The 18066-nt window shown below is 55.0% G+C and carries 14 protein-coding genes; 4 read left to right on the top strand and 10 right to left on the bottom strand.

Translation table 11 applies throughout. From position 1 onward, the window contains the following. Positions 1-10: 10 nt before the first annotated feature. Entirely contained in the window at positions 11-1264 is a 1254-nt protein-coding gene (locus HG66A1_RS22990) for a PQQ-binding-like beta-propeller repeat protein (protein ID WP_232106651.1), read from the bottom strand. Positions 1265-1700: 436 nt separating this feature from the next. Here HG66A1_RS22990 and HG66A1_RS22985 point away from each other — a divergent pair, with 436 nt between their 5' ends. Then, the gene (locus HG66A1_RS22985) at positions 1701-3974 is read left to right on the top strand and encodes a bifunctional SulP family inorganic anion transporter/carbonic anhydrase (RefSeq protein ID WP_145189600.1); all 2274 of its coding nucleotides are present in this window, start codon (positions 1701-1703) and stop codon (positions 3972-3974) included. A gap of 75 nt (positions 3975-4049) precedes the next feature. Here HG66A1_RS22985 and HG66A1_RS22980 read toward each other — a convergent pair whose 3' ends face one another. The 9 genes from HG66A1_RS22980 to HG66A1_RS22940 all read right to left on the bottom strand — a co-directional run bounded on the left by HG66A1_RS22980 (position 4050) and on the right by HG66A1_RS22940 (position 12296). After that, on the bottom strand, positions 4050-4358 hold the full coding sequence (locus HG66A1_RS22980; RefSeq protein WP_145189598.1) for a hypothetical protein: 309 nt from the start codon (positions 4356-4358) through the stop codon (positions 4050-4052). 20 nt (positions 4359-4378) lie between these two features. Next, a complete protein-coding gene (locus HG66A1_RS22975; RefSeq protein WP_145189595.1) occupies positions 4379-4687 on the bottom strand; it encodes a hypothetical protein in 309 nt (102 codons plus the stop codon). A 54-nt stretch (positions 4688-4741) separates the two neighbouring features. Then, positions 4742-5863, bottom strand: a complete 1122-nt coding sequence (locus HG66A1_RS22970) for a hypothetical protein (protein ID WP_145189592.1) — start codon at positions 5861-5863, stop codon at positions 4742-4744. Positions 5864-5878: 15 nt separating this feature from the next. Then, a complete protein-coding gene (locus tag HG66A1_RS22965) occupies positions 5879-6202 on the bottom strand; it encodes a hypothetical protein (RefSeq protein ID WP_145189589.1) in 324 nt (107 codons plus the stop codon). A gap of 168 nt (positions 6203-6370) precedes the next feature. Continuing rightward, the gene (locus HG66A1_RS22960) at positions 6371-7150 is read right to left on the bottom strand and encodes a class I SAM-dependent DNA methyltransferase (protein ID WP_145189586.1); all 780 of its coding nucleotides are present in this window, start codon (positions 7148-7150) and stop codon (positions 6371-6373) included. Beyond that, the gene (locus tag HG66A1_RS22955) at positions 7143-8108 is read right to left on the bottom strand and encodes an aminotransferase class I/II-fold pyridoxal phosphate-dependent enzyme (RefSeq protein ID WP_145189583.1); all 966 of its coding nucleotides are present in this window, start codon (positions 8106-8108) and stop codon (positions 7143-7145) included. Before HG66A1_RS22955 ends, HG66A1_RS22960 begins: the two co-directional genes overlap by 8 nt. Next, a complete protein-coding gene (locus tag HG66A1_RS22950) occupies positions 8105-9466 on the bottom strand; it encodes a radical SAM protein (protein ID WP_145189580.1) in 1362 nt (453 codons plus the stop codon). The genes HG66A1_RS22955 and HG66A1_RS22950 overlap by 4 nt, the downstream gene beginning before the upstream one ends. 115 nt (positions 9467-9581) lie before the next feature. Further along, positions 9582-10334: a DUF1559 domain-containing protein gene (locus HG66A1_RS22945; protein ID WP_145189577.1), complete on the bottom strand. Its 753-nt coding sequence runs from the start codon at positions 10332-10334 to the stop codon at positions 9582-9584. Between the two features lie 222 nt (positions 10335-10556). After that, positions 10557-12296, bottom strand: a complete 1740-nt coding sequence (locus HG66A1_RS22940) for a DUF3300 domain-containing protein (protein ID WP_197996760.1) — start codon at positions 12294-12296, stop codon at positions 10557-10559. Positions 12297-12923: 627 nt separating this feature from the next. On the opposite strand from HG66A1_RS22940, the gene HG66A1_RS22935 reads away from it, so the two are divergent. From HG66A1_RS22935 to HG66A1_RS22925, 3 genes are all read left to right on the top strand, one after another. Then, positions 12924-14324 carry a DUF1501 domain-containing protein gene (locus HG66A1_RS22935; RefSeq protein WP_145193878.1) on the top strand — a complete coding sequence of 467 codons (1401 nt, stop codon included), beginning with the start codon at positions 12924-12926 and terminating at the stop codon, positions 14322-14324. After that, the gene (locus HG66A1_RS22930) at positions 14321-16288 is read left to right on the top strand and encodes a DUF1549 and DUF1553 domain-containing protein (RefSeq protein WP_145189572.1); all 1968 of its coding nucleotides are present in this window, start codon (positions 14321-14323) and stop codon (positions 16286-16288) included. Before HG66A1_RS22935 ends, HG66A1_RS22930 begins: the two co-directional genes overlap by 4 nt. 95 nt (positions 16289-16383) lie before the next feature. Continuing rightward, entirely contained in the window at positions 16384-18039 is a 1656-nt protein-coding gene (locus HG66A1_RS22925) for a LamG-like jellyroll fold domain-containing protein (protein ID WP_145189569.1), read from the top strand. The last annotated feature ends 27 nt before the right edge of the window (positions 18040-18066 follow it).

The raw sequence follows: 18066 nt of genomic DNA, 5'->3' as shown, positions 1-18066 counted from the left end.
TCAGACTGTCCTACTCTGCCTGGTAAACAGAAAGCTGCTTCAGGTCGCGGATAAACAGATCCTTCCCGCTGACAGCCAGGTATGCCCAGGAGTCATCGGCGACTTTGCGCTGATCGATCAGATCAAATTTCTTCGGACTGGCTTTGATCAGCAGCAGTTCCCCTTTCTGATCCAACGCCAGGATCTTCTGACCATCGGTGACCATGCTCCAGTATTTACCGTATGGGGCTGTTGTCCAGACCGCTTTTCCTGTTTTCAGGTCGAGACAGGTAAAACGTTGATTTTTCAAATGCAGGTAAATGTACCCGTCCAGAATGATCGGCGATGACATATAACCCTGAATCGCATTCGACCAGAGTTCCTTGACCTGCCACTTACCATCGTTGCGGGTGATGTCAAACAGAAACGAACGTCCGCCATAACTGCTGGTAAAGACGGTGTTATTCACAACTGACGGCGTCAGAATATTCATACCTCGAAACGCGGGGATCTTCTGTTCCCAGAACACCTGACCCGATTCCGGATCGACACCCGCCAGCGTCGTCCGGGTCTGAACCAGAATCTGCTGCACGCCATCCAGTTCTGCCAGGCAGGGAGAAGAGAATGCACTGCCGAACATGCCGCCCCCGTCTTCCAGCACGCGCCAGATGACTTCTCCCGTCAACTTGTTGACTTTGCAGAAACCGCCACCGGCCTGCACATACACCGCCTCATCGGTCACGAGGGGAGACGAAGCAAAGCCGAACGAGGGTAGCGAGGATTTGAGCTGCTCGACGAAGTCGAGTCGCCAGAGAATGCTGCCACTGGCCGCATCCAGGCAGACCAGCACATCCCGGATGCCGGCGACATACAGTCGCTCTCCATCAAAAGCGGGTGTGGCGCGGATCCAGTCCCCATTCGCTTTCGCAAAAAAGGGAACACTGATCGCACCAGGCCAGGACTGTTTCCAGAGTTCCTTTCCGGTCTGGCGATCCAGGGCCCGGACAACTTCGGTCTCCTCATTGACAGTCTCCGTCACGAACACCCGGTCCGCGGTCACAATCGGTCCCGAATACCCCGGACTCAGAGGAAGCTCCCACCGTAATTTCAGATTCTGTTCATTCAGTGAATCAGGCAGAGCCGTTCCGGGAAGCGTGCCATCCCGCTGGGGGCCGCGCCACTGAGACCAGCTCTGATTGGGAAGTGTCTGATCCGCACTGGTGGCACTCGCCGTGAATCCGAACATAAAAACAAGCGACAGTGATATCAGTCTGAGTTGATGCATGGGCGACACTTTCCTGCAGGGGACCGAAATGAAAACTGAGAGAGAACAGGTGCAACATTCGGAAAAATTGAGGTAAACTTATATCAAGGAATGACTTAGCTTGCGAAAATAGAGCTTGGATAAAAAAACGTGGATCTCTCAGGCAGCTGCCTCTGAATTCTGTCTAGTTATAGACAAACAGCTCAGATTTAAAGTGGCAAAAAAGTTCTGCAGTTCAAATTCAGAGAAAAAGCTAAATTCCGATTGTAAAACGAGTTTGGATCATATAATAAACCCCATGACTACCGCTCTTCCGAGCCCGGTCTGATGCTTTCAGGACCCGTCCTGCAGCATCACTGTGGGACGCTGTCTCTCTCCTGGCTCTCAGATGCCGGGAAGACGGGGCCGCTTCCACAAATTACCCGCCAATCGAGTTTTTGAGTTTGAGTTGACTGCCATGAATGATGCGCGCGCCGCTGGGTATCCGCTTTCGTATTTACCCCGTGACCTGACGTCAGGTCTCGTTGTGTTTCTGGTGGCTCTGCCGCTCTGCCTGGGAATCGCCCTGGCATCCGGAGCCCCCCTCTTCTCAGGACTGCTGGCCGGAATTGTCGGCGGTCTGGTCGTCGGATCCATCAGCGGATCGAGTACCAGCGTTAGTGGACCTGCTGCCGGTTTGACAGCCATCGTTGTTGCCCAGATCGCCACCCTGGGATCTTTTGAGGCATTCCTGCTGGCCGTCATGGTCGGCGGCGTGATTCAGATCATTCTGGGAGTGGTCCGTGCCGGTTCACTCTCGGCGTTTTTCCCTTCCAGCGTGATTAAAGGCCTGCTGGCTGCCATCGGTGTGATTCTGATTCTGAAACAGATTCCCCACGTTGTCGGCCACGATACCGACCCGGAAGGGGAAATGTCCTTCACCCAGCCGGATAAACAGAACACCTTTTCCGAATTGCTGACCGTCTTCGAAGGAGACTTCCATTACGGAGCCGCTGCCGTCGGTTTGACTTCAATTCTGCTGCTCGTCGTCTGGGGACGGGTCAAGATGTTGAAGAACTCGGTGATTCCCGGTCCGCTGATCGTCGTTCTGCTGGGCGTGTCCATGCATCTGCTGTTCCAGCGTCTGGGGGGGCCCTGGGCGATTGAAGCCAGTCACATGGTTCAGATTCCTGTCGCTGAGTCAGCCAAAGATCTGCTGACCTTCCTGACCTTTCCCGACTTTTCGCAGTTTCTGAATCCCGCCGTCTATCTGGCAGGGGCGACGATTGCCATCGTGGCATCACTGGAAACGCTGCTCAACCTGGAAGCGGTCGACAAACTGGATCCCGAAAACCGCAACTCCCCGCCGAGCCGCGAACTGGTGGCCCAGGGCGTCGGCAACATGGTCTCCGGTCTGATCGGTGGTCTGCCGATTACCTCCGTGATCGTCCGTGGTTCGGTTAACGTCAACTCGGGAGCCAAAACCAAAATCTCCTGTATTTTCCATGGGGTCCTGCTGCTGATCGCGGTCGCGTTGCTCCCCATGTATATGAATCTGATTCCGCTGGCAGCACTGGCGGCGATTCTGCTGGTCACCGGTTTTAAACTCGCCAGCCCCACCCTCTTCAAACAGATGTGGTCTGAGGGACGCTATCAGTTCCTCCCCTTTATTATTACGTTGCTCTCTATCGTCTTCACCGACCTGTTGATCGGGATTCTGATCGGCCTGGGAGTCAGTCTGCTCTTCATTTTGAACAGCAGCCTGCGTCAGCCCATCCGCCGTATTCTCGAAACACATGCCGGCGGCGATGTCCTGCATATCGAGCTGGCCAACCAGGTCAGCTTCCTGAACCGGGCGGCACTGGACCAGATCTTCAACGAAGCAGAGTCCGGCAGCAAGATGCTGATCGACGCCAGCAACACCGATTACATCGACCCGGATATTCTCAGCCTGATTCAGGAATTCAAGACCAAAATCGGTCCTGCACGCGGCATCTCGGTCAGCCTCCGTGGTTTCAAACGCAAGTATCAACTGCAAAACGAAATTCAGTTTGCCGACTATTCCACCCGTGATCTCAAAGACCAGATCACTCCCGCACAAGTACTCAAGATTCTGCAGGATGGCAACGAACGCTTCCACACCGGAAACCGGCTCTCTCGCGATCTCGGCCACCAGGTCAACGCGACGGCAGGAGAACAGCACCCGCTGGCGGTCGTCTTGAGCTGTATCGATTCGCGTGTGCCTGCGGAACTGGTTCTCGACCTGGGCATCGGGGATATTCTGAGCGTCCGCGTTGCCGGCAATGTGATCGGCAACAAATCCCTGGGCAGTATCGAATATGGCGTCTCGGTCGAAGGAGTCAAACTGGTACTGGTGCTGGGGCATACCCGCTGCGGCGCCGTCGCTTCCACCGTACAACTGATGTGCGATCACAGCGATCCTACCCAAGTCACGGGCTGTGCGCACCTGGATTCCATCGTGCATGAAGTTATCCCCTGTGTCGATGAAGAAGCGTGTGAGCGGCTGGATGAAATGAGCCCCGAAGAGCGGGAGCAGTTCGTCGATGAAGTCGCCCGCCGCAACGTCTACCGCAGCGTGCACGAAATCTCCGCCCGCAGCCAGGTCATCAGGGATCTGGTTCAGACCGGCAAGGTGATGGTCGTTGGTGCTCTCTACGACGTCAAAAGCGGCAAGATGGAATTCCTGACAGAGGAACTCTCCACCGTCGAAGCAGGCAGTGTCACCGATTAAAGGGGCTCTGTCACCGGCATTACAGGTCCTCGATCGCACTATTGAAAACGCGATCGGGGATCAACACTGCTCGACTTAAAACCGGAGTGCGATTTCAATCTGTCCCGCTTGCGAGATCGTTCCCCCACGATGGACCTGCACCTTCCCATTAGCTGGCTTGACCGTAAACGGCTGCCCCTGTTTACGGCGGACCGTCAATTCTGAAGTGGTACAGGTAAAGTCACCAGCCTTAATCTCCAACTGCGGGCCTGCACTGGTCTGAACCGCCCGTAGACGGACCAGTTCATTCCCGCCTTTCGGTTTCTGGTTTCCTTCCGAAGCGGGGAGTGCGCACATCAGGAGCAGGCAACTTACCAGGGCTAAGATCGATTTGGCTTTGAACATCCTTGGTTCCTTTGCATGACTTAGAAACGGAGTAACACTTTGATGATGGGGCCTTGATTGACTTTATCACCACGCCGCATCTCAACCTGGCCCCCCACCGGTTTCACGGTCCACGGTTCTTCTTTTTTGTGTTGCGCTTTCAGTTCCTTTGTCGTACAGACCAGATCGCCCGCTTCTATTTTCAGCTGGGGACCATCGGGAGTCTGCACCACACTGATCGTAGCCACCTCTTTGGGAAGCTGGGGAGCCTGAAACTTTGCTGAAGTTGAAAAAGGAGTGATCAGTGACAGGCAAAGGCCCAGGAAAAAAATTGCGAGAGACTTATACATGCTCAGGCTCCTTATGTTTTGTTAGCTGGTTGACTGGTAATGCCGTCAAACGTCTTATCTGCTGTTTCGATTATGCGCGCGGCGTTTCTTAAGCATTGCATCGATTTGTTCAATAATATCTGAGTCAGTATCACGATGATTATAGCCGACAGTGATCAGAGACGGAAGACTCTCGATCATTGCCAGGATCTCTCTCCCATTAATCGACGTCCCGCGGACTGACAGTGTCTCCAGTTCGGCAGGCCAGGATCTGGCCTCCATGAACGCTTTGGCAGAGACGTCACAACGCCACAACGAAAGATCTTTCAGCGGTGCACGCCCTTCCAGCAGAGCCTGCACACCCTGATCGGTCACCAGGGTGTCGTTGAGTTTTAATGATGTCAACTCAGGAAGTTCCGCAAGTGCTCTGCAGACCTCGTCACCCACTTCCGTCTCACTCAAATAGAGTGTGCCGAGAGACTGCATCTGACCGAGATAAGCCGCAGCCCGATCATCAATGAAGGTCCTGTTTAATTCCAGCATGTGTAGTCGAGGAAAGCCCGTTAGATATTGCAGGTCAGAAGATTCAATCCTGGTTCCCTGCAAATCGAGACGCACCATCTCTCGATGATGGGCAATGCGTTGCATGGTTGCAGTTCCTGCCTGGGAATCAGACAGATAGAGCCAGCTTAATTGATCGTTCTGCTCTAACCAGCGGAGTGATTCGTCGGTCGCTTGAGGCGCATAGAGTTCCAGCCAGGTCAGGTGCTTCAGCTGGGAGAGCTGCGAGACTCCCCGCGCCGACAGGTCCGGGCCATAAACCTGCAGGTTTTTCAACTGATGCATCTTTCCGAGGATCAGGGCATCCTGGTCGGAGACTTTGGTTAAGCCACACTGGAGTGTTTCTATATAGGGAGCAAGCCTGTCAAGTTCTTCCGTGATTTCCAGGGATTCCCGGGGAGTATACCATTCGATGCAGGTCACTCTGAGTGATTCCCTGTTGAGAATCTTTTTAAGTTTCCCGAGCGAGTCGTCGATGGGATTGGAGTAATGAATTGCCTTGACTTTATAGCCTTTTGCTCTCAGTTGTGCTTTGGCGGCCGTCAGCGGATCATCAGTGAAGTACCGGAAAAAGACCGCTCCTCCCAGCAGGACCAAGAGCAATAAAAACCATTTGAGCTGACTGTGATGTTTCACTTCCCCGTCTGCCCCTTACGAAACCACCGGACCATCTTCCGGATACTGCAGCACTTTTTCCTGTCCGTTAAAAGAGATCAAAATCTGTCTCCGCTCAAACAGGACGCTCAGTTGACAGCTTCCCGCTATTCCGTGCCGGGAACGGAGGGCGGCGGATCGCCTCTCTTTTAAAAGTTCCACCACGTACTCTTCCAAAACCAGCTGGAAAGCGAACCATTCCTGTTCCGAGAATTCCTGTTTTACAATCTTCGGTATACTCAGGAGTTCCCGTTGCACTTGCCCCGAAAGTTGTCTCTCGGAATCGGTTTCAATTTCGATGCGATGCAGCGGAAACTTCATCAGCGTCAGGCTCTGTCTCTCTAGGAACTGTGAGTAAGCACAGATATGGTCTCTCCACAACAGATTTGATAATCCGTTTCAGATCAGTATAACAGGAATCATTCAAATAGTGCGCACAGATTTTCGGAATTGAGTGCCTGCTGCGCATCACCGAATGTGGTGGTCACTTCAGGGATTGCCTGCTGCCTGACAGACGAGGATCTGCTTTGCAGAGTTTTCTGTGAAAGGCTCACTGTCATAACTGCCCCACTTATCGACAACAGTGAAACCATTCCGTCGACAGAATTCAGCAAGGTCAGTGGGAAACAGGCACCGCATCTCAACGTCTTTCACTTTGACCTGTCTGTCGTCTGCCTGTCGACGATAGTCGAGCTGAAAGCGGAGTACCCGACTCTTCGGGTCATACTCACTGCGGGCAAATACAGAGAGCGTGCCGTCAGTTCGAGTCTGCATTTCCTTGAACAGGTAACGCTGATTCCAGGTACGAGCCAGTCGGGCAGCATCCGGGTTAAATACATCAATCAGAAACAGACCCGCAGGTGCCAGGCAGCGACGGACCGCTTGAAAACAGTCGTCGATCTGCTGATCGTGTAGCAAGTGCTGCAGGGCATTGGTAGCGCAGAAAATCAGCCGGTAAGTGCGTGGCGTCTCCAACTGACTGAAATCCCCCTGGAAGAACCGGATCTGCTCACACTCACAGGTCTTTGCCCTGGCTCTGGCCCGGTCGATCATCGACTCTGAGAGATCGATGCCGTCTATATCGACCCCCGCGCGGGCCAGGGGAATCGTGATCCTTCCCGAGCCGCAGCCCAGCTCCAGCACAGGGGAGCCAAAACGCTGCGCTGCAGCCAGAAAAAAAGGGATTTCGAAAGTGCGATCTGCAAACTCCTGATCGTAAAAGTCCGCATCTTCATAAAGTTGCAGGCAGCGTTCCAGGCTTTCATCCATCGGTCAGCCCCCGTTGGATGTGGAACAGGCAGGAGATCACAGTGACGTCCGATCGATCCGAGCCAAACACGGTCGCTGGAACCCCCAGCACGTTATGATTCTGCAATAACTGCTCAAACGGAAGGTTGACCGTCGCATAATATCCGGACTCAGGCGGCTTCCAGTCCGGGGCAAATTCGTGAATGGCGGCACTCAGTCGCTTCCATTCCTGATGAAACAGATTCCGTAAGCGAGCAGGCAGCCCGGTATTTAGAAGCAAGGCAGGGACCCAGTTCGTAGAGAATTCCCCGGGCGAAAGGGACACGCTCTCCAGAAGTTCAGGCGGACCGACCGCCAGCCCCCAGTGCTCGGGCAGCAGCCAGGGCTTGGAGAGCGAGAACAGGCACAGGCATTGGTTCGACGCCAGAAGTTTCGCATAGATGCTGTGATTCGGTTCATAAGCGTAGGCAGCATCGACGATCAGCAGTCGCCTGGCATCGGCAGCCAGCCAGTTCTGGACTGTTGTGATTTCTGCAGCGGAAAGGTACCGACCCACGGGAACCGCAGGCTGTGTCAGCAGCAAAACCTGACGCTCTTGTGATGTTGCAGACAGGGCCTCCCATTCCCAATCCGGAAAAGTATGATACGTCCGCGCGGGGTAGTCCCCCAGTAAACGGTGATAAACGGGATACACGTCGCAGGGGAAGAGAAATTCCGCCTCTGCCTGTTTGAGTTGTTCGATCAGCTGCGCGAGCAGCTCACGCACTCCTGTTCCGGGAATGGATTCCAACTGCTGAAGTTCAAACCCCGTAACCTCCTGCCAGGCCGCGAGTGCCTCTGGCAGCGAATATTCCTCTGTTGTCTGCGGGATAGCGGGTAACAGCCCGCTCAACGCCTTCTGCGTATTCATGCAGTCCAGTCGAAGTGGATCGGTCTGGAGAAATGACTCTTTGGCCGCGCGGTATTCCTGGTAATTCATGGGATTTCAATTTCACTCCTGCGATCTTCCAGCGATGTCAGGCAGCGGCCGTCAGCCATGATGTTCCAGCTGCGGCAGAGACCATGCTTCAGTTCCCAGAGCAGGCTGGGTTCGGTATACGCGGCAACTCGCAGTGTCTCGGACCCCAGTTTGCCGGTATAGATGGGAGCGCCCCAGGGAAGTTCCCCCGTCTGTTTCCAGTCATGCTGTTGAAGATAATCCAGCAGGACCTGGAGTGGTACCTGGTGGTCGGCACTCCACTCGTTGGCAGGACGCGAATAGTATACGGACTCGACACTCGAAGAGACATACAGTTCTTTGAAGCAGACTTCGCGGATCTTCAGCGCTGCCGCCCAGTGCAGGTAATCTTCGATCGCATCCCCGTTCTCGATCCCTCCCTTTTGTAACACGCAGATGAGCCGTAGCGCGAGCGCAGGGAACCGGTCGGGCCGTTGCTGGAAGCATTCTGCAATGCCGGCGATATCGATTTCCAGGTTCATAATCTGACGGTTGACTGCCGGATCGAAGTGATGATGTGAAATCGCCAGTGTCGTCAGTCCGGCTGCCTGCAACTCCTCAAGATAAGCCAGTCGCTCAACGGGAGACATCTCGGTCAGCACGTAACCATTGGTAATCAGCACTACTTTCTCCGGGAACCAGGCGGCGGACAGTCGAATCAGGTCCAGCAGTTTTTGTCGCGGATAGAGCGTCGGCTCTCCACCGCCGGTGATCACAGCCCGTTGTGCGCCACGGGCTTTGGCAGACCTCAGAATTTGTTCGATGTGTGCTAAATCGAGCGTTCCCTTGTCCTGTTCGGCCGAGGCAGAGGATTTGGAAAAACAGAACGCACATTTTGCCTGGCAGCCGATGGCAATCGGTAACACCGAAACCGAACGGGGCGCTAACTCGCTGAACTCAGGCAGATTCCGTTGCAGAATAGACAGCGATCGTGCTATCGCTTCTTCAATCGCAATTTCCTGAAGTGTCAGATCAGCGCGGATCAGGTAGACACGGTGTAAGCGAATGGAATCACTCTGGATGTAGTGTCCCAGTCCCGTCTGTTCCGTTACATGCAATTGCTGAGGATCGACGCGCGTCTCCAGTACCAGCAACTGATTGTCAGGCAGCTTCAGTTTTTCCAGCAGACGCTTGTTTTTGTCAATGCCAATCTGCAGCTGATCGCGTTCCAGTAGATGGAATTTATCGGTAAACCGGCTCTCGGCAATACGGGCTTTGGAGTACGCGCGACTGTATTTGTCATACCCGCGGGCGAAATTGGACAGCACCGTGACGTGATAACGTGACTCTAACCGGGTTTGGGCCGGCGCTGACTGGCTGAGTTGGATTAATGTCGTCATCGAACTCTCTCCTGTAGATCGGCAGATGGATCTCTGCCTGATTACTGAAACGATAGTGTTTAAAAGACACTAAGTCAACGGGAGATGTTCATTTTTGTAGAAATTGTTGCTGATGTTAAGGTGAATTTTCGACTGCGGGCTCGGCTTTGACTGCATCAAACGGACAGAGCAGGCGGCGTAAAGTCGCCTCGGTCAGTGCTTCAGGAGCGAACCAGGTGACACTGCCGTCATCAAATAAAACGTGCGCACCATCCGGTTCAAACTGCTGATTCTTACTGAGCGTCAGCACTTCGTCCAGGGTGACGTCATTGGGCTGGCTCCATGCACCGTACAGATTGGGGATTTCCAGCAGCAGAATGTGACGTTCATCCTGATTCGCCTCCAGCGGCAGACGACGGCATTCGCCAGAGGGGCTCCAGTAAGTCTGCGCGCCGATCACGGCCGCTAATTTTGATTTCTGAATAACCTCTCTGTCATCAGTGGAGACCAGCATGGTAAAGAGATTGGCGTTATCCAATGCCGCCTGTCGGTTGGCAGGGCTGAACCAGGGTTCGTTGAAAGTATACACATAAGCCGGTGGCTGCGTCCTGCCTTGCGATTCCAGCCAGGGCAGTAGCATCGCCCGCCAGCTGTGAATCGACCTGCCTCTCTCGTCCGAAATGACCACAGGGGGCAGGCATCCATACTCAGCCTGGTATTCATGACAGGCCAGTCCTACCAGTTTCAGTTGATTGCGAAAACGTTCTCTGTGTCCCCCGTTAACAAACTGTTTTGTCTCCGGAATGATCAGCATGGTCAGGATGGCGAGAATCACCAGGATAGTGATGATCTCACTGACACCGATCAGAAATCGTTTCTGCTTCGCCATGGTCGCCTGCCGGTCTGAGGTGACAGTCAGATTAGCGCGCCAGAATCTGACCGTAGGAATTATTCCTCCTGTAGTTTAAACAGAACTGCAAGGCTGATTCTAACGTTTTTTTCTGGGTAGACCGCAGATTTTATGCTGTTTCTTTTTTATGGTCAAAAAACGGGCCTCGGTTCGCTTAGGAACAAAGGCCCGTAGATCCGCTGATGCTGACATCAGCTATGCTTATCTGCGACCACCGCGGGATCGACCTGAAGAACCCCGGCCACTTCCCGGAGAAGCACTGCCTCTCGAATAAGAGGAACTATTCCGGCTCGAGTAGTTCGAACCGTATCCCGAACTTCGTGAATAGCTGGACGTCGGTCGCTGTTGTGAGTGAGTTCGCGTATTATGTTGTGAAGCTGCCGCCTGGGAAGAACGGTTCATCTGCTGGCTGAGCTGTCCCCAGTTCTTCTGCATGCTCTGCAGCCCCGAGGCAATCTGCTGACTTGAGGATTGACTGTAACGCGAATTTGCAGCACTCTTCTGACGGCTGGCCCGGTAAGAGCCCTGTTGACTGCCTGTCGCTTGACGACTGCTGGCTGTAGACGACCCCTGGCCCACCTGGCCATCTCCGAGAGTGCCGGTCTTGGAACCGTTCTGCGTGGTCACGGTCGAACTGACCTGACCATCGCCCGCAGTAGTGTTGACCGCAGCCGATCCTTTGCTCGAATCAACTGTGGTAGAACCATTGTAGGTGCCCGTACCATTTCCTGTGGCAGTGCCGGAGCTGTTGTGTTGCACGTTGGCGTAGCCGTTATTTCCCTGAATCGCAGTCGAGGAAGAACGGACGCCGCTCACAGAGCCATCGGCATTCTGGTTAACGCTGCCACTTGTATTGCGACTGCCATACGCGTCGACGCCGGTATTCGTAGTGATCGCCCCGCTGGACTGGGTGTTGTACTGCGCACCGGTCTGTGTCTGCGTGATCGATCCATTGACCTGCCCGGCGCCACTGGCAGTGAGTCCGTTTGAAGTATTGACGGTCCCCCCTCCTGCAGCGCCAAAGTAAGTCGTATCACCCACGGTCGTCTTGCCGGCGATACCTGCTCCGGTTGCGGTGGCGGAATTTCCCTGGGGACCAGTGATCGTAGTGGTCGCCGCACCAGCACCTGCGGTCGTCGGTCCATTCTGGTAAACGACGCTGCCCCCCTGGGTGTTTCCGGTGACGGTGTTCCCGTTCGGTCCCGTGTAAGTGGTGGAACTGCTGCCGGTCGAAGCGGTCGCGTGACCGTAAGGACCCGTGGTCGTGGTCTGCGTGGCCGATCCGGAAGCATAAGGTCCTTCATAGACGGTGGTCGTCGTGGTTTGCTGTGGATGTGCATAAGCCACGTAGAGTTCTGACATGGTTGCAGGCACAAAGTACCGACCGGCGACATAACCGGCTGCCGCTACATACGCGGCCTGACCGGTCAACGGTGCACCACTGGCATCGACGAACTGCTGCGGTTCTGCTTCGAGTGCTGCATCGACTTCGGCTCGCAGTTTATCAATCGCCCGCCAGACATCGTCGGGCTGTGTCTGATACACGCGTCCCAGTAAAGTCGTGGTCGCAAGATTGTCATTCAGTTGTGCCAGGATCTCGGGATACTGTTTGAGCGACGCGACACTCGGGTCTGTACTCTGATTGAATTGTTGCACCCGTTGCGCAAATCGACCGCCGAACCGGCCCGTTGTTTTTTCGGAAGCCTGGCGGATTGCCAGGGGATGTTGTGCTGCCTGCAGGATGGTCTCGACCAGCTCATCCGGATAGAAGGCGATGCCGGTCACCAGGCTTTCGATCGCACGCGGTGACAGCGTTCTGTTATTTTGTGCTGCCAGGGGACCGGGCTGTTGTGCGCTGGCCAGATCGGCCTGCAACAGAACACAGAGGCCGGCGGTGATGGTGATGAATCCTTTCAGGTAACTCGTTGAAGTTGAAGTCATTGATCTCCCCATCTTTTTTTACTGATACTGTGAATGATTGTTTCTGATTCACACTCTGTCTGCAGGACTGCTGATGACCTTCGCGTGCGCCTGGTCAGTATTCATATAGCTTAGTTTCCGGAGTCGGTTTGTTTCTGATTTCAGAAAAAAGCGAAAATCCGGGAACTCTTTATTGCTGACCAGCCAGACAGGCCTCAAACGATGCTGCAAAACAACATGATGCCAAAAAGAAACAGTCATGATTCAAGAAGAATCATGAGGTGAACCCCGCGTCAGGAATACTTCCGCAGCGCTGAACTGGTTTCAGAATCGAAAGAAAAAAGTCAGGATATTTTGAATCCCGTTCGGCTTTGTTCAAAAAAATGACGAAACAGAACCCGCGGTCCGGTGTTCGATTAGCAGCGTCCCAGAAGCCGAATTTCACGCTGGTCTCTCAAATAAAAGTCGCAGGACTGCGAACATTCATTTTTCGACAAATGCGAATTCCGTTCTGAATTCAGTCGAGGCCTCCCGCACTCCCTGATATAGTAGGAGCAGTCATCTGCACCTCATCCTCAGGGAGTTGTCTGCATGCGTCAGAATCAACATGAGAGACAAGTTTCACACGGCCCTGCCTGCTCCGGTCTGATGAACCGTCGCGAGCTGCTGCAGAACGCCGGCGGTGGAATGGGCATGCTGGCTCTGAACGCATTGCTGCAACAGGAACAGCCGGCGCACGCTGCAGCGAACTCAGCGCTCTCCCCCGGCAAACCGGATTTCACTCCGCGCGCCAAACGAATCATCTGGCTCTTCATGCACGGCGGTCCCAGCCACGTCGATCTGTGGGATCCCAAACCGGATCTGATCAAATACGCGGGCAAACCACTGCCCGAAAGTTTCGGCAAAGTCATGACCCGCCGCAAGGTGGCACAGAATCCCCTGCTGGCACCCATCAAACCCTTTCGCAAACGCGGTGAGTCGGGACTGGAAGTCAGTGACTTTCTGCCTCACACCGGCGCACTTGTAGACGACCTGTGTGTCATCCGCTCGCTGCATGGTGACAGCGTGAATCATCCGCAGTCGGTCTACCAGATGAATACGGGCAGCATCCTGATGGGGCATCCGAGTGTGGGCAGCTGGATCGCCTACGGTTTGGGTTCCGAGAATGCAGACATGCCCGCCTTCGTGGTCCTGCCGGATCCGGGGGGCGGCGTAAAAGGGGGACCGCCCGCCTGGGGCAGCGGTTACCTGCCGGCCACGTTCCAGGGAACAACCATGCGCCCCGGGCAGACGCCGATTCTGAATCTCAAACCTCCGGCCGGGATCTCTGCCCGCCAGCAAAGGGCGACCCTGGATCTGGTCCAATCCATGAATCGACGCCACCTGGAAGCCCGTGATCGGGACGACGAACTCTCGGCCCGGATCGCCGCCTATGAGCTGGCTTTTCGCATGCAGACCGCGGCTCCGGAAATTGTCGATCTGACACAGGAGACCTCAGCAACTCACAAAATGTACGGACTCGATGATCCAGACACGCGTGATTTCGGCGAACGCTGTCTGCTGGCGCGACGCATGGTGGAGCGTGGCGTGCGTTTCATTCAGCTTTACTCCGGCGATACCGTGGGCTGGGATGCACACAGCGATGTAACGAAGAATCATACCGCTTATTGCCGCAAGACCGATCAGCCGATCGCAGCGCTGCTCAAGGATCTGAAGCAGCGGGGACTCCTGGAAGACACGCTGGTGGTCTGGTGTGGCGAATTCGGTCGCATGCCGATGAGCGAGCAGGGCAAAGGCCGCGATCACAATCCCTGGGGCTATTGTGGCTGGCTGGCCGGTGCCGGTATCACGGGGGGCCGCGCTTACGGGGCCACCGATCCCATCGGCTTACGTGCTGCGGAACAGACCGTGCACGTCAATCAGTTTCACGCGACCCTCCTGCATCTGCTGGGACTCGATCATGAAACGCTGACCTATTTTCATAACGGCCTGGATGAGCGTCTGACCGGTCCCGCGGAAGTTGAGATTGTGAAAGGACTGCTCACATGAAAGGATTCCGTAAGTATGTCAGCTGCTGGTGTTGTCTGCTCTGCCTGTCACTGCCCGTCAGTGTATCAGCCGAAGAACCAAAGGCACTGACCGAGACTCCCCTGACCGAGTCAGACCGCGATCACTGGTCGTTTCAACCAATTCAAAAACCGGGGCTGCCTGAAGTCAAACGCAGCAACTGGACGCGGACGCCCATTGATCGATGCATCCTCGCGAAGCTGGAAGCCGAGGGATTGCAACCAGCTCCGGATGCAGAACGGGTAACGCTGATCCGTCGCGTTTACTTCGATGTCATCGGCCTGCCTCCCACGCCGGCGGAAGTCGATCAGTTTTTAGCAGACCAGTCTGATGATGCATATGCGCGACTCGTGGATCGCCTGCTGGCTTCGCCCCGCTATGGCGAACGCTGGGCTCAGCACTGGCTCGATCTGGCCCGGTTTGCAGAAACGGACGGCTACGAACACGATAAGATCCGCCCCGATGCCTGGAAGTACCGGGACTGGGTGATCAAGGCACTGAATGCCGACATGCCTTACGATCAGTTTGTCCGCTGGCAACTGGCCGGGGATGTGATTGCCCCTGACAATCCCGATGCCCGGACGGCGACGGCCTTCTGTCTTTCCGGACCCGATATGCCCGACATCAATTCACAGGAAGAGCGACGCCACACGCTGCTCAACGAAATGACATCCACGGTCGGTTCCGTGTTCATGGCCCTGCAGCTGGGATGTGCCCAGTGTCACGATCATAAATATGATCCGATCAGCACGTTCGACTTTTATCGTCTGCGAGCCTTCTTTGAACCGGCGGTGCAACCGGTGAAGAATCGTTCGGTAACGACACTCGCTGCAACGGATAAAAAACGGAAACCAAGTCACGTGATGCTCCGCGGCGACTGGCGTCGTCCCGGCCCTCAAGTCAAACCCGCCTTCTTGCGGATTGCGAATTCACATGCGCAGCAGATTAAATCGCAGAAAACGCCTCAACAGCGGCTCGCTCTGGCGCGCTGGTTGACACAGAAATCGCATCCCCTCACGTCGCGGGTAATTGTAAATCGGGTCTGGCAGCATCACTTCGGGCGGGGCCTGTGTGCCTCCCCCAGTGATTTTGGTCTGATGGGAGAATCTCCCTCGCACCCGGAACTGCTGGACTGGCTGGCTGCCGAATTTACTGAGACCGGCTGGAAGCTGAAGTCGCTGCATCGTCTGATTTTAACCTCGCGGGTCTATCAACAGGCCAGCAGCTTACAGACCCAGAACGTGGAATCAGTTTCTGCAGAACAGCGCAGCGAATGGAAACAAAGCCTGGAACATGATCCGGATGCTGCACTGCTCTCGCGGTTTCCGCGTCAGCGTCTGGATGCGGAGGTGATCCGCGATGCGCTGTTATTGATCAGCGGTAAGCTCTCCGAGCGAACCGGCGGTCGGGGTGTCATGCCGCCCTTGCCTCAGGAACTGAGGGCTACCCTGCTCAAGGATCAGTGGAAAACCAGTCCCCGCGAAGAGGATCACTACCGCCGCAGTATCTATGTCTTTGCGCGACGTAACCTCCGCTATCCCCTGTTCGAAGCCTTTGATCGGCCCGATGCGAATAACAGCTGTCCCCAGCGAGGCAACTCAACCACGGCTCCACAGGCACTGTTGATGTTGAACTCGGAAAGTTCGCTCAAGTCAGCACGAGAGCTGGCGGGACTGATTCAGGACGAGGCCGGTTCCAGTCCCCGACAGCAGGTCACCCTGTTGATCCGACGCGCGCTGGGACGTCAGCCGGGGAAAGTAGAACTGGTCGAACTCGTTCAGTTTCTGAAAGCACAGCGCGAAGAATTGCGCCGGGAGCAACGCACGACTGATCAACTAGTACTCCCTCTCGGTAAGCAGGCCACAAGGGATCCTTACGCAGGGGCGGCGCTCACGGACCTCTGTCTGGCGGTATTGAATTCAAATGAATTTATTTATGTCGATTGATCTTTAGAAAAAATTTTGTTCTGCTATTTTGTTAATAATATTAAATAACGAGGCGCACCCTGGATATTCAGACTAATCAAGAAGGGAAGTGACTGATGATGCGAGCGAAGTGGTATTGGTCGTTACTGTTACTCAGTGTGTTGAGCTGTGATGTGCCGCTCGATGTGCATGCGGAAGACGCGTTGATTGGAAACTGGCGGCTCAAGGGAGATGCCCGGGATCAGAGTTCGTTCCAGAATCACGGTGTCAATCATGGCGTGAAATTGAAAGCGGGTCAGCCGGCCGTCTTTGATGGTGGTACCGCGTATCTGGAAGTTCCCGATTCAAAATCGCTCTCCTTAGGAACGGGCAACTTTTCGCTGGCACTGACCGTGAATACAAGTGCCGACCTGGGAGACGTCATCGGTACCCTGTGCAGTAAATACGATCGTAAATCACGGCGGGGTTTCCAGCTGAGCATCAAAAATAATGCCGGCGTGACCAGCAGCCAGTCGAACTGGCATCATCTGCAGTTCGGCATCGATAACGGCAAAGTGGATTCTCAATGGACCGATCACGGGCAACTGGGCAATGCCATTCTGATTTACAGCATGGCCGTGCACGATGGCAAACTCTATGCAGGAACCTGTGTGCCCGGTGCAAAAGCCGCCGGACACGTTTATCAGTACGAGGACGGTAAAAAATGGATCGACTGTGGAACGCCAGACAAGTGTAACTCCGTCTCGTCGCTGGCGGTCTATCAGGGGCACCTGTATGCAGGAACGGGAAAGTACCGGCTGAAAGGTTCCTCGCTGGCAGAGTCCGAAAACCCGAACATGGGGGGCAACGTCTACCGGTATCTCGGGGACGGAACGTGGAAGCACTGTGGAAATCTGTCCGGCGTCGAAGCGATTAATGGGATGGTGGTTTACAAAGGGAAGCTGTATGCCTCCTCCATGTACGCCCCCGCTGCCTTCTACCGCTACGATGGGGGAACTACCTGGACCGCCTGTGATGTGCCTGACGGAAAGCGGGTGGAATCGATGGCCATCTATAACGGCGACCTGTTTGCGACCGGCTATGATGAAGGTGCCGTCTACCGTTATGACGGCAAGAAATGGACGCATGCCGGACAGGTGGGAGAAGCCACGCAGACTTACGGCTTTGCTGTCTACGAGGGGAACCTGTATGTCAGCGAATGGCCGCATGCGGAAGTCTATCGTTATGCAGGCGAGAAACGCTGGGAACTGGCGGGACGACTGGGCGAGGAAAAGGAGAGCATGCCGCTGGTTGTTTACAACGGTGCCATGTACTCCGGATCGCTTCCCCTGGCCGAGGTCTATCGTTATGACGGCGGTGTCGACTGGAAGAACCTCGGGCAAATCGATCTGACGCCTGATGTCCGCTATCGCCGTGTCTGGTCGATGGCCGTCTATCAGGGACGCCTCTTTGCTGGTACGCTACCAGCCGGGCGGGTGAAGTCCATCGAAGCAGGTAAGAGTGCCACCTACGATACCGCTTTGAAGCCAGGCTGGCGTCAGATCGTAGCCGTCAAAGAGAAGTCACAACTCAAGCTGTATGTGGACGGTGCCCTGGTCGCGTCGTCGACCAGCTTCGATCCCGCGGAATATGATTTGTCCAACTCAGAGCCTTTGAAGATCGGCTTCGGAGCCCATGATTATTACCATGGAAAAATGAAAGACGTGCAGCTCTTTAAGCGTGCTTTAAGTGCGGAAGAGGTCCAGACACGCTTTCAGCAGCAGGCAGACTAGAGTTCCCTCTGCTGACAATGCAGGAAT

This window comes from Gimesia chilikensis, from assembly GCF_007744075.1.
In the GTDB taxonomy this organism is placed as follows: Bacteria; Planctomycetota; Planctomycetia; order Planctomycetales; family Planctomycetaceae; genus Gimesia; species Gimesia chilikensis_A.
The sequence above is the reverse complement of the archived record's forward strand: the minus strand, read 5'-3'. Positions and strand labels throughout refer to the sequence as shown.

What these genes read in the sequence shown, in the direction of transcription:
- HG66A1_RS22990 (WP_232106651.1), bottom strand. Translation starts at nt 1,264, where the DNA reads ATGCATCAACTCAGACTGATATCACTGTCGCTTGTTTTTATGTTCGGA.
- HG66A1_RS22985 (WP_145189600.1), top strand. Translation starts at nt 1,701, where the DNA reads ATGAATGATGCGCGCGCCGCTGGGTATCCGCTTTCGTATTTACCCCGT.
- HG66A1_RS22980 (WP_145189598.1), bottom strand. Translation starts at nt 4,358, where the DNA reads ATGTTCAAAGCCAAATCGATCTTAGCCCTGGTAAGTTGCCTGCTCCTG.
- HG66A1_RS22975 (WP_145189595.1), bottom strand. Translation starts at nt 4,687, where the DNA reads ATGTATAAGTCTCTCGCAATTTTTTTCCTGGGCCTTTGCCTGTCACTG.
- HG66A1_RS22965 (WP_145189589.1), bottom strand. Translation starts at nt 6,202, where the DNA reads ATGAAGTTTCCGCTGCATCGCATCGAAATTGAAACCGATTCCGAGAGA.
- HG66A1_RS22960 (WP_145189586.1), bottom strand. Translation starts at nt 7,150, where the DNA reads ATGGATGAAAGCCTGGAACGCTGCCTGCAACTTTATGAAGATGCGGAC.
- HG66A1_RS22955 (WP_145189583.1), bottom strand. Translation starts at nt 8,108, where the DNA reads ATGAATTACCAGGAATACCGCGCGGCCAAAGAGTCATTTCTCCAGACC.
- HG66A1_RS22950 (WP_145189580.1), bottom strand. Translation starts at nt 9,466, where the DNA reads ATGACGACATTAATCCAACTCAGCCAGTCAGCGCCGGCCCAAACCCGG.
- HG66A1_RS22945 (WP_145189577.1), bottom strand. Translation starts at nt 10,334, where the DNA reads ATGGCGAAGCAGAAACGATTTCTGATCGGTGTCAGTGAGATCATCACT.
- HG66A1_RS22940 (WP_197996760.1), bottom strand. Translation starts at nt 12,296, where the DNA reads ATGACTTCAACTTCAACGAGTTACCTGAAAGGATTCATCACCATCACC.
- HG66A1_RS22935 (WP_145193878.1), top strand. Translation starts at nt 12,924, where the DNA reads ATGAACCGTCGCGAGCTGCTGCAGAACGCCGGCGGTGGAATGGGCATG.
- HG66A1_RS22930 (WP_145189572.1), top strand. Translation starts at nt 14,321, where the DNA reads ATGAAAGGATTCCGTAAGTATGTCAGCTGCTGGTGTTGTCTGCTCTGC.
- HG66A1_RS22925 (WP_145189569.1), top strand. Translation starts at nt 16,384, where the DNA reads ATGATGCGAGCGAAGTGGTATTGGTCGTTACTGTTACTCAGTGTGTTG.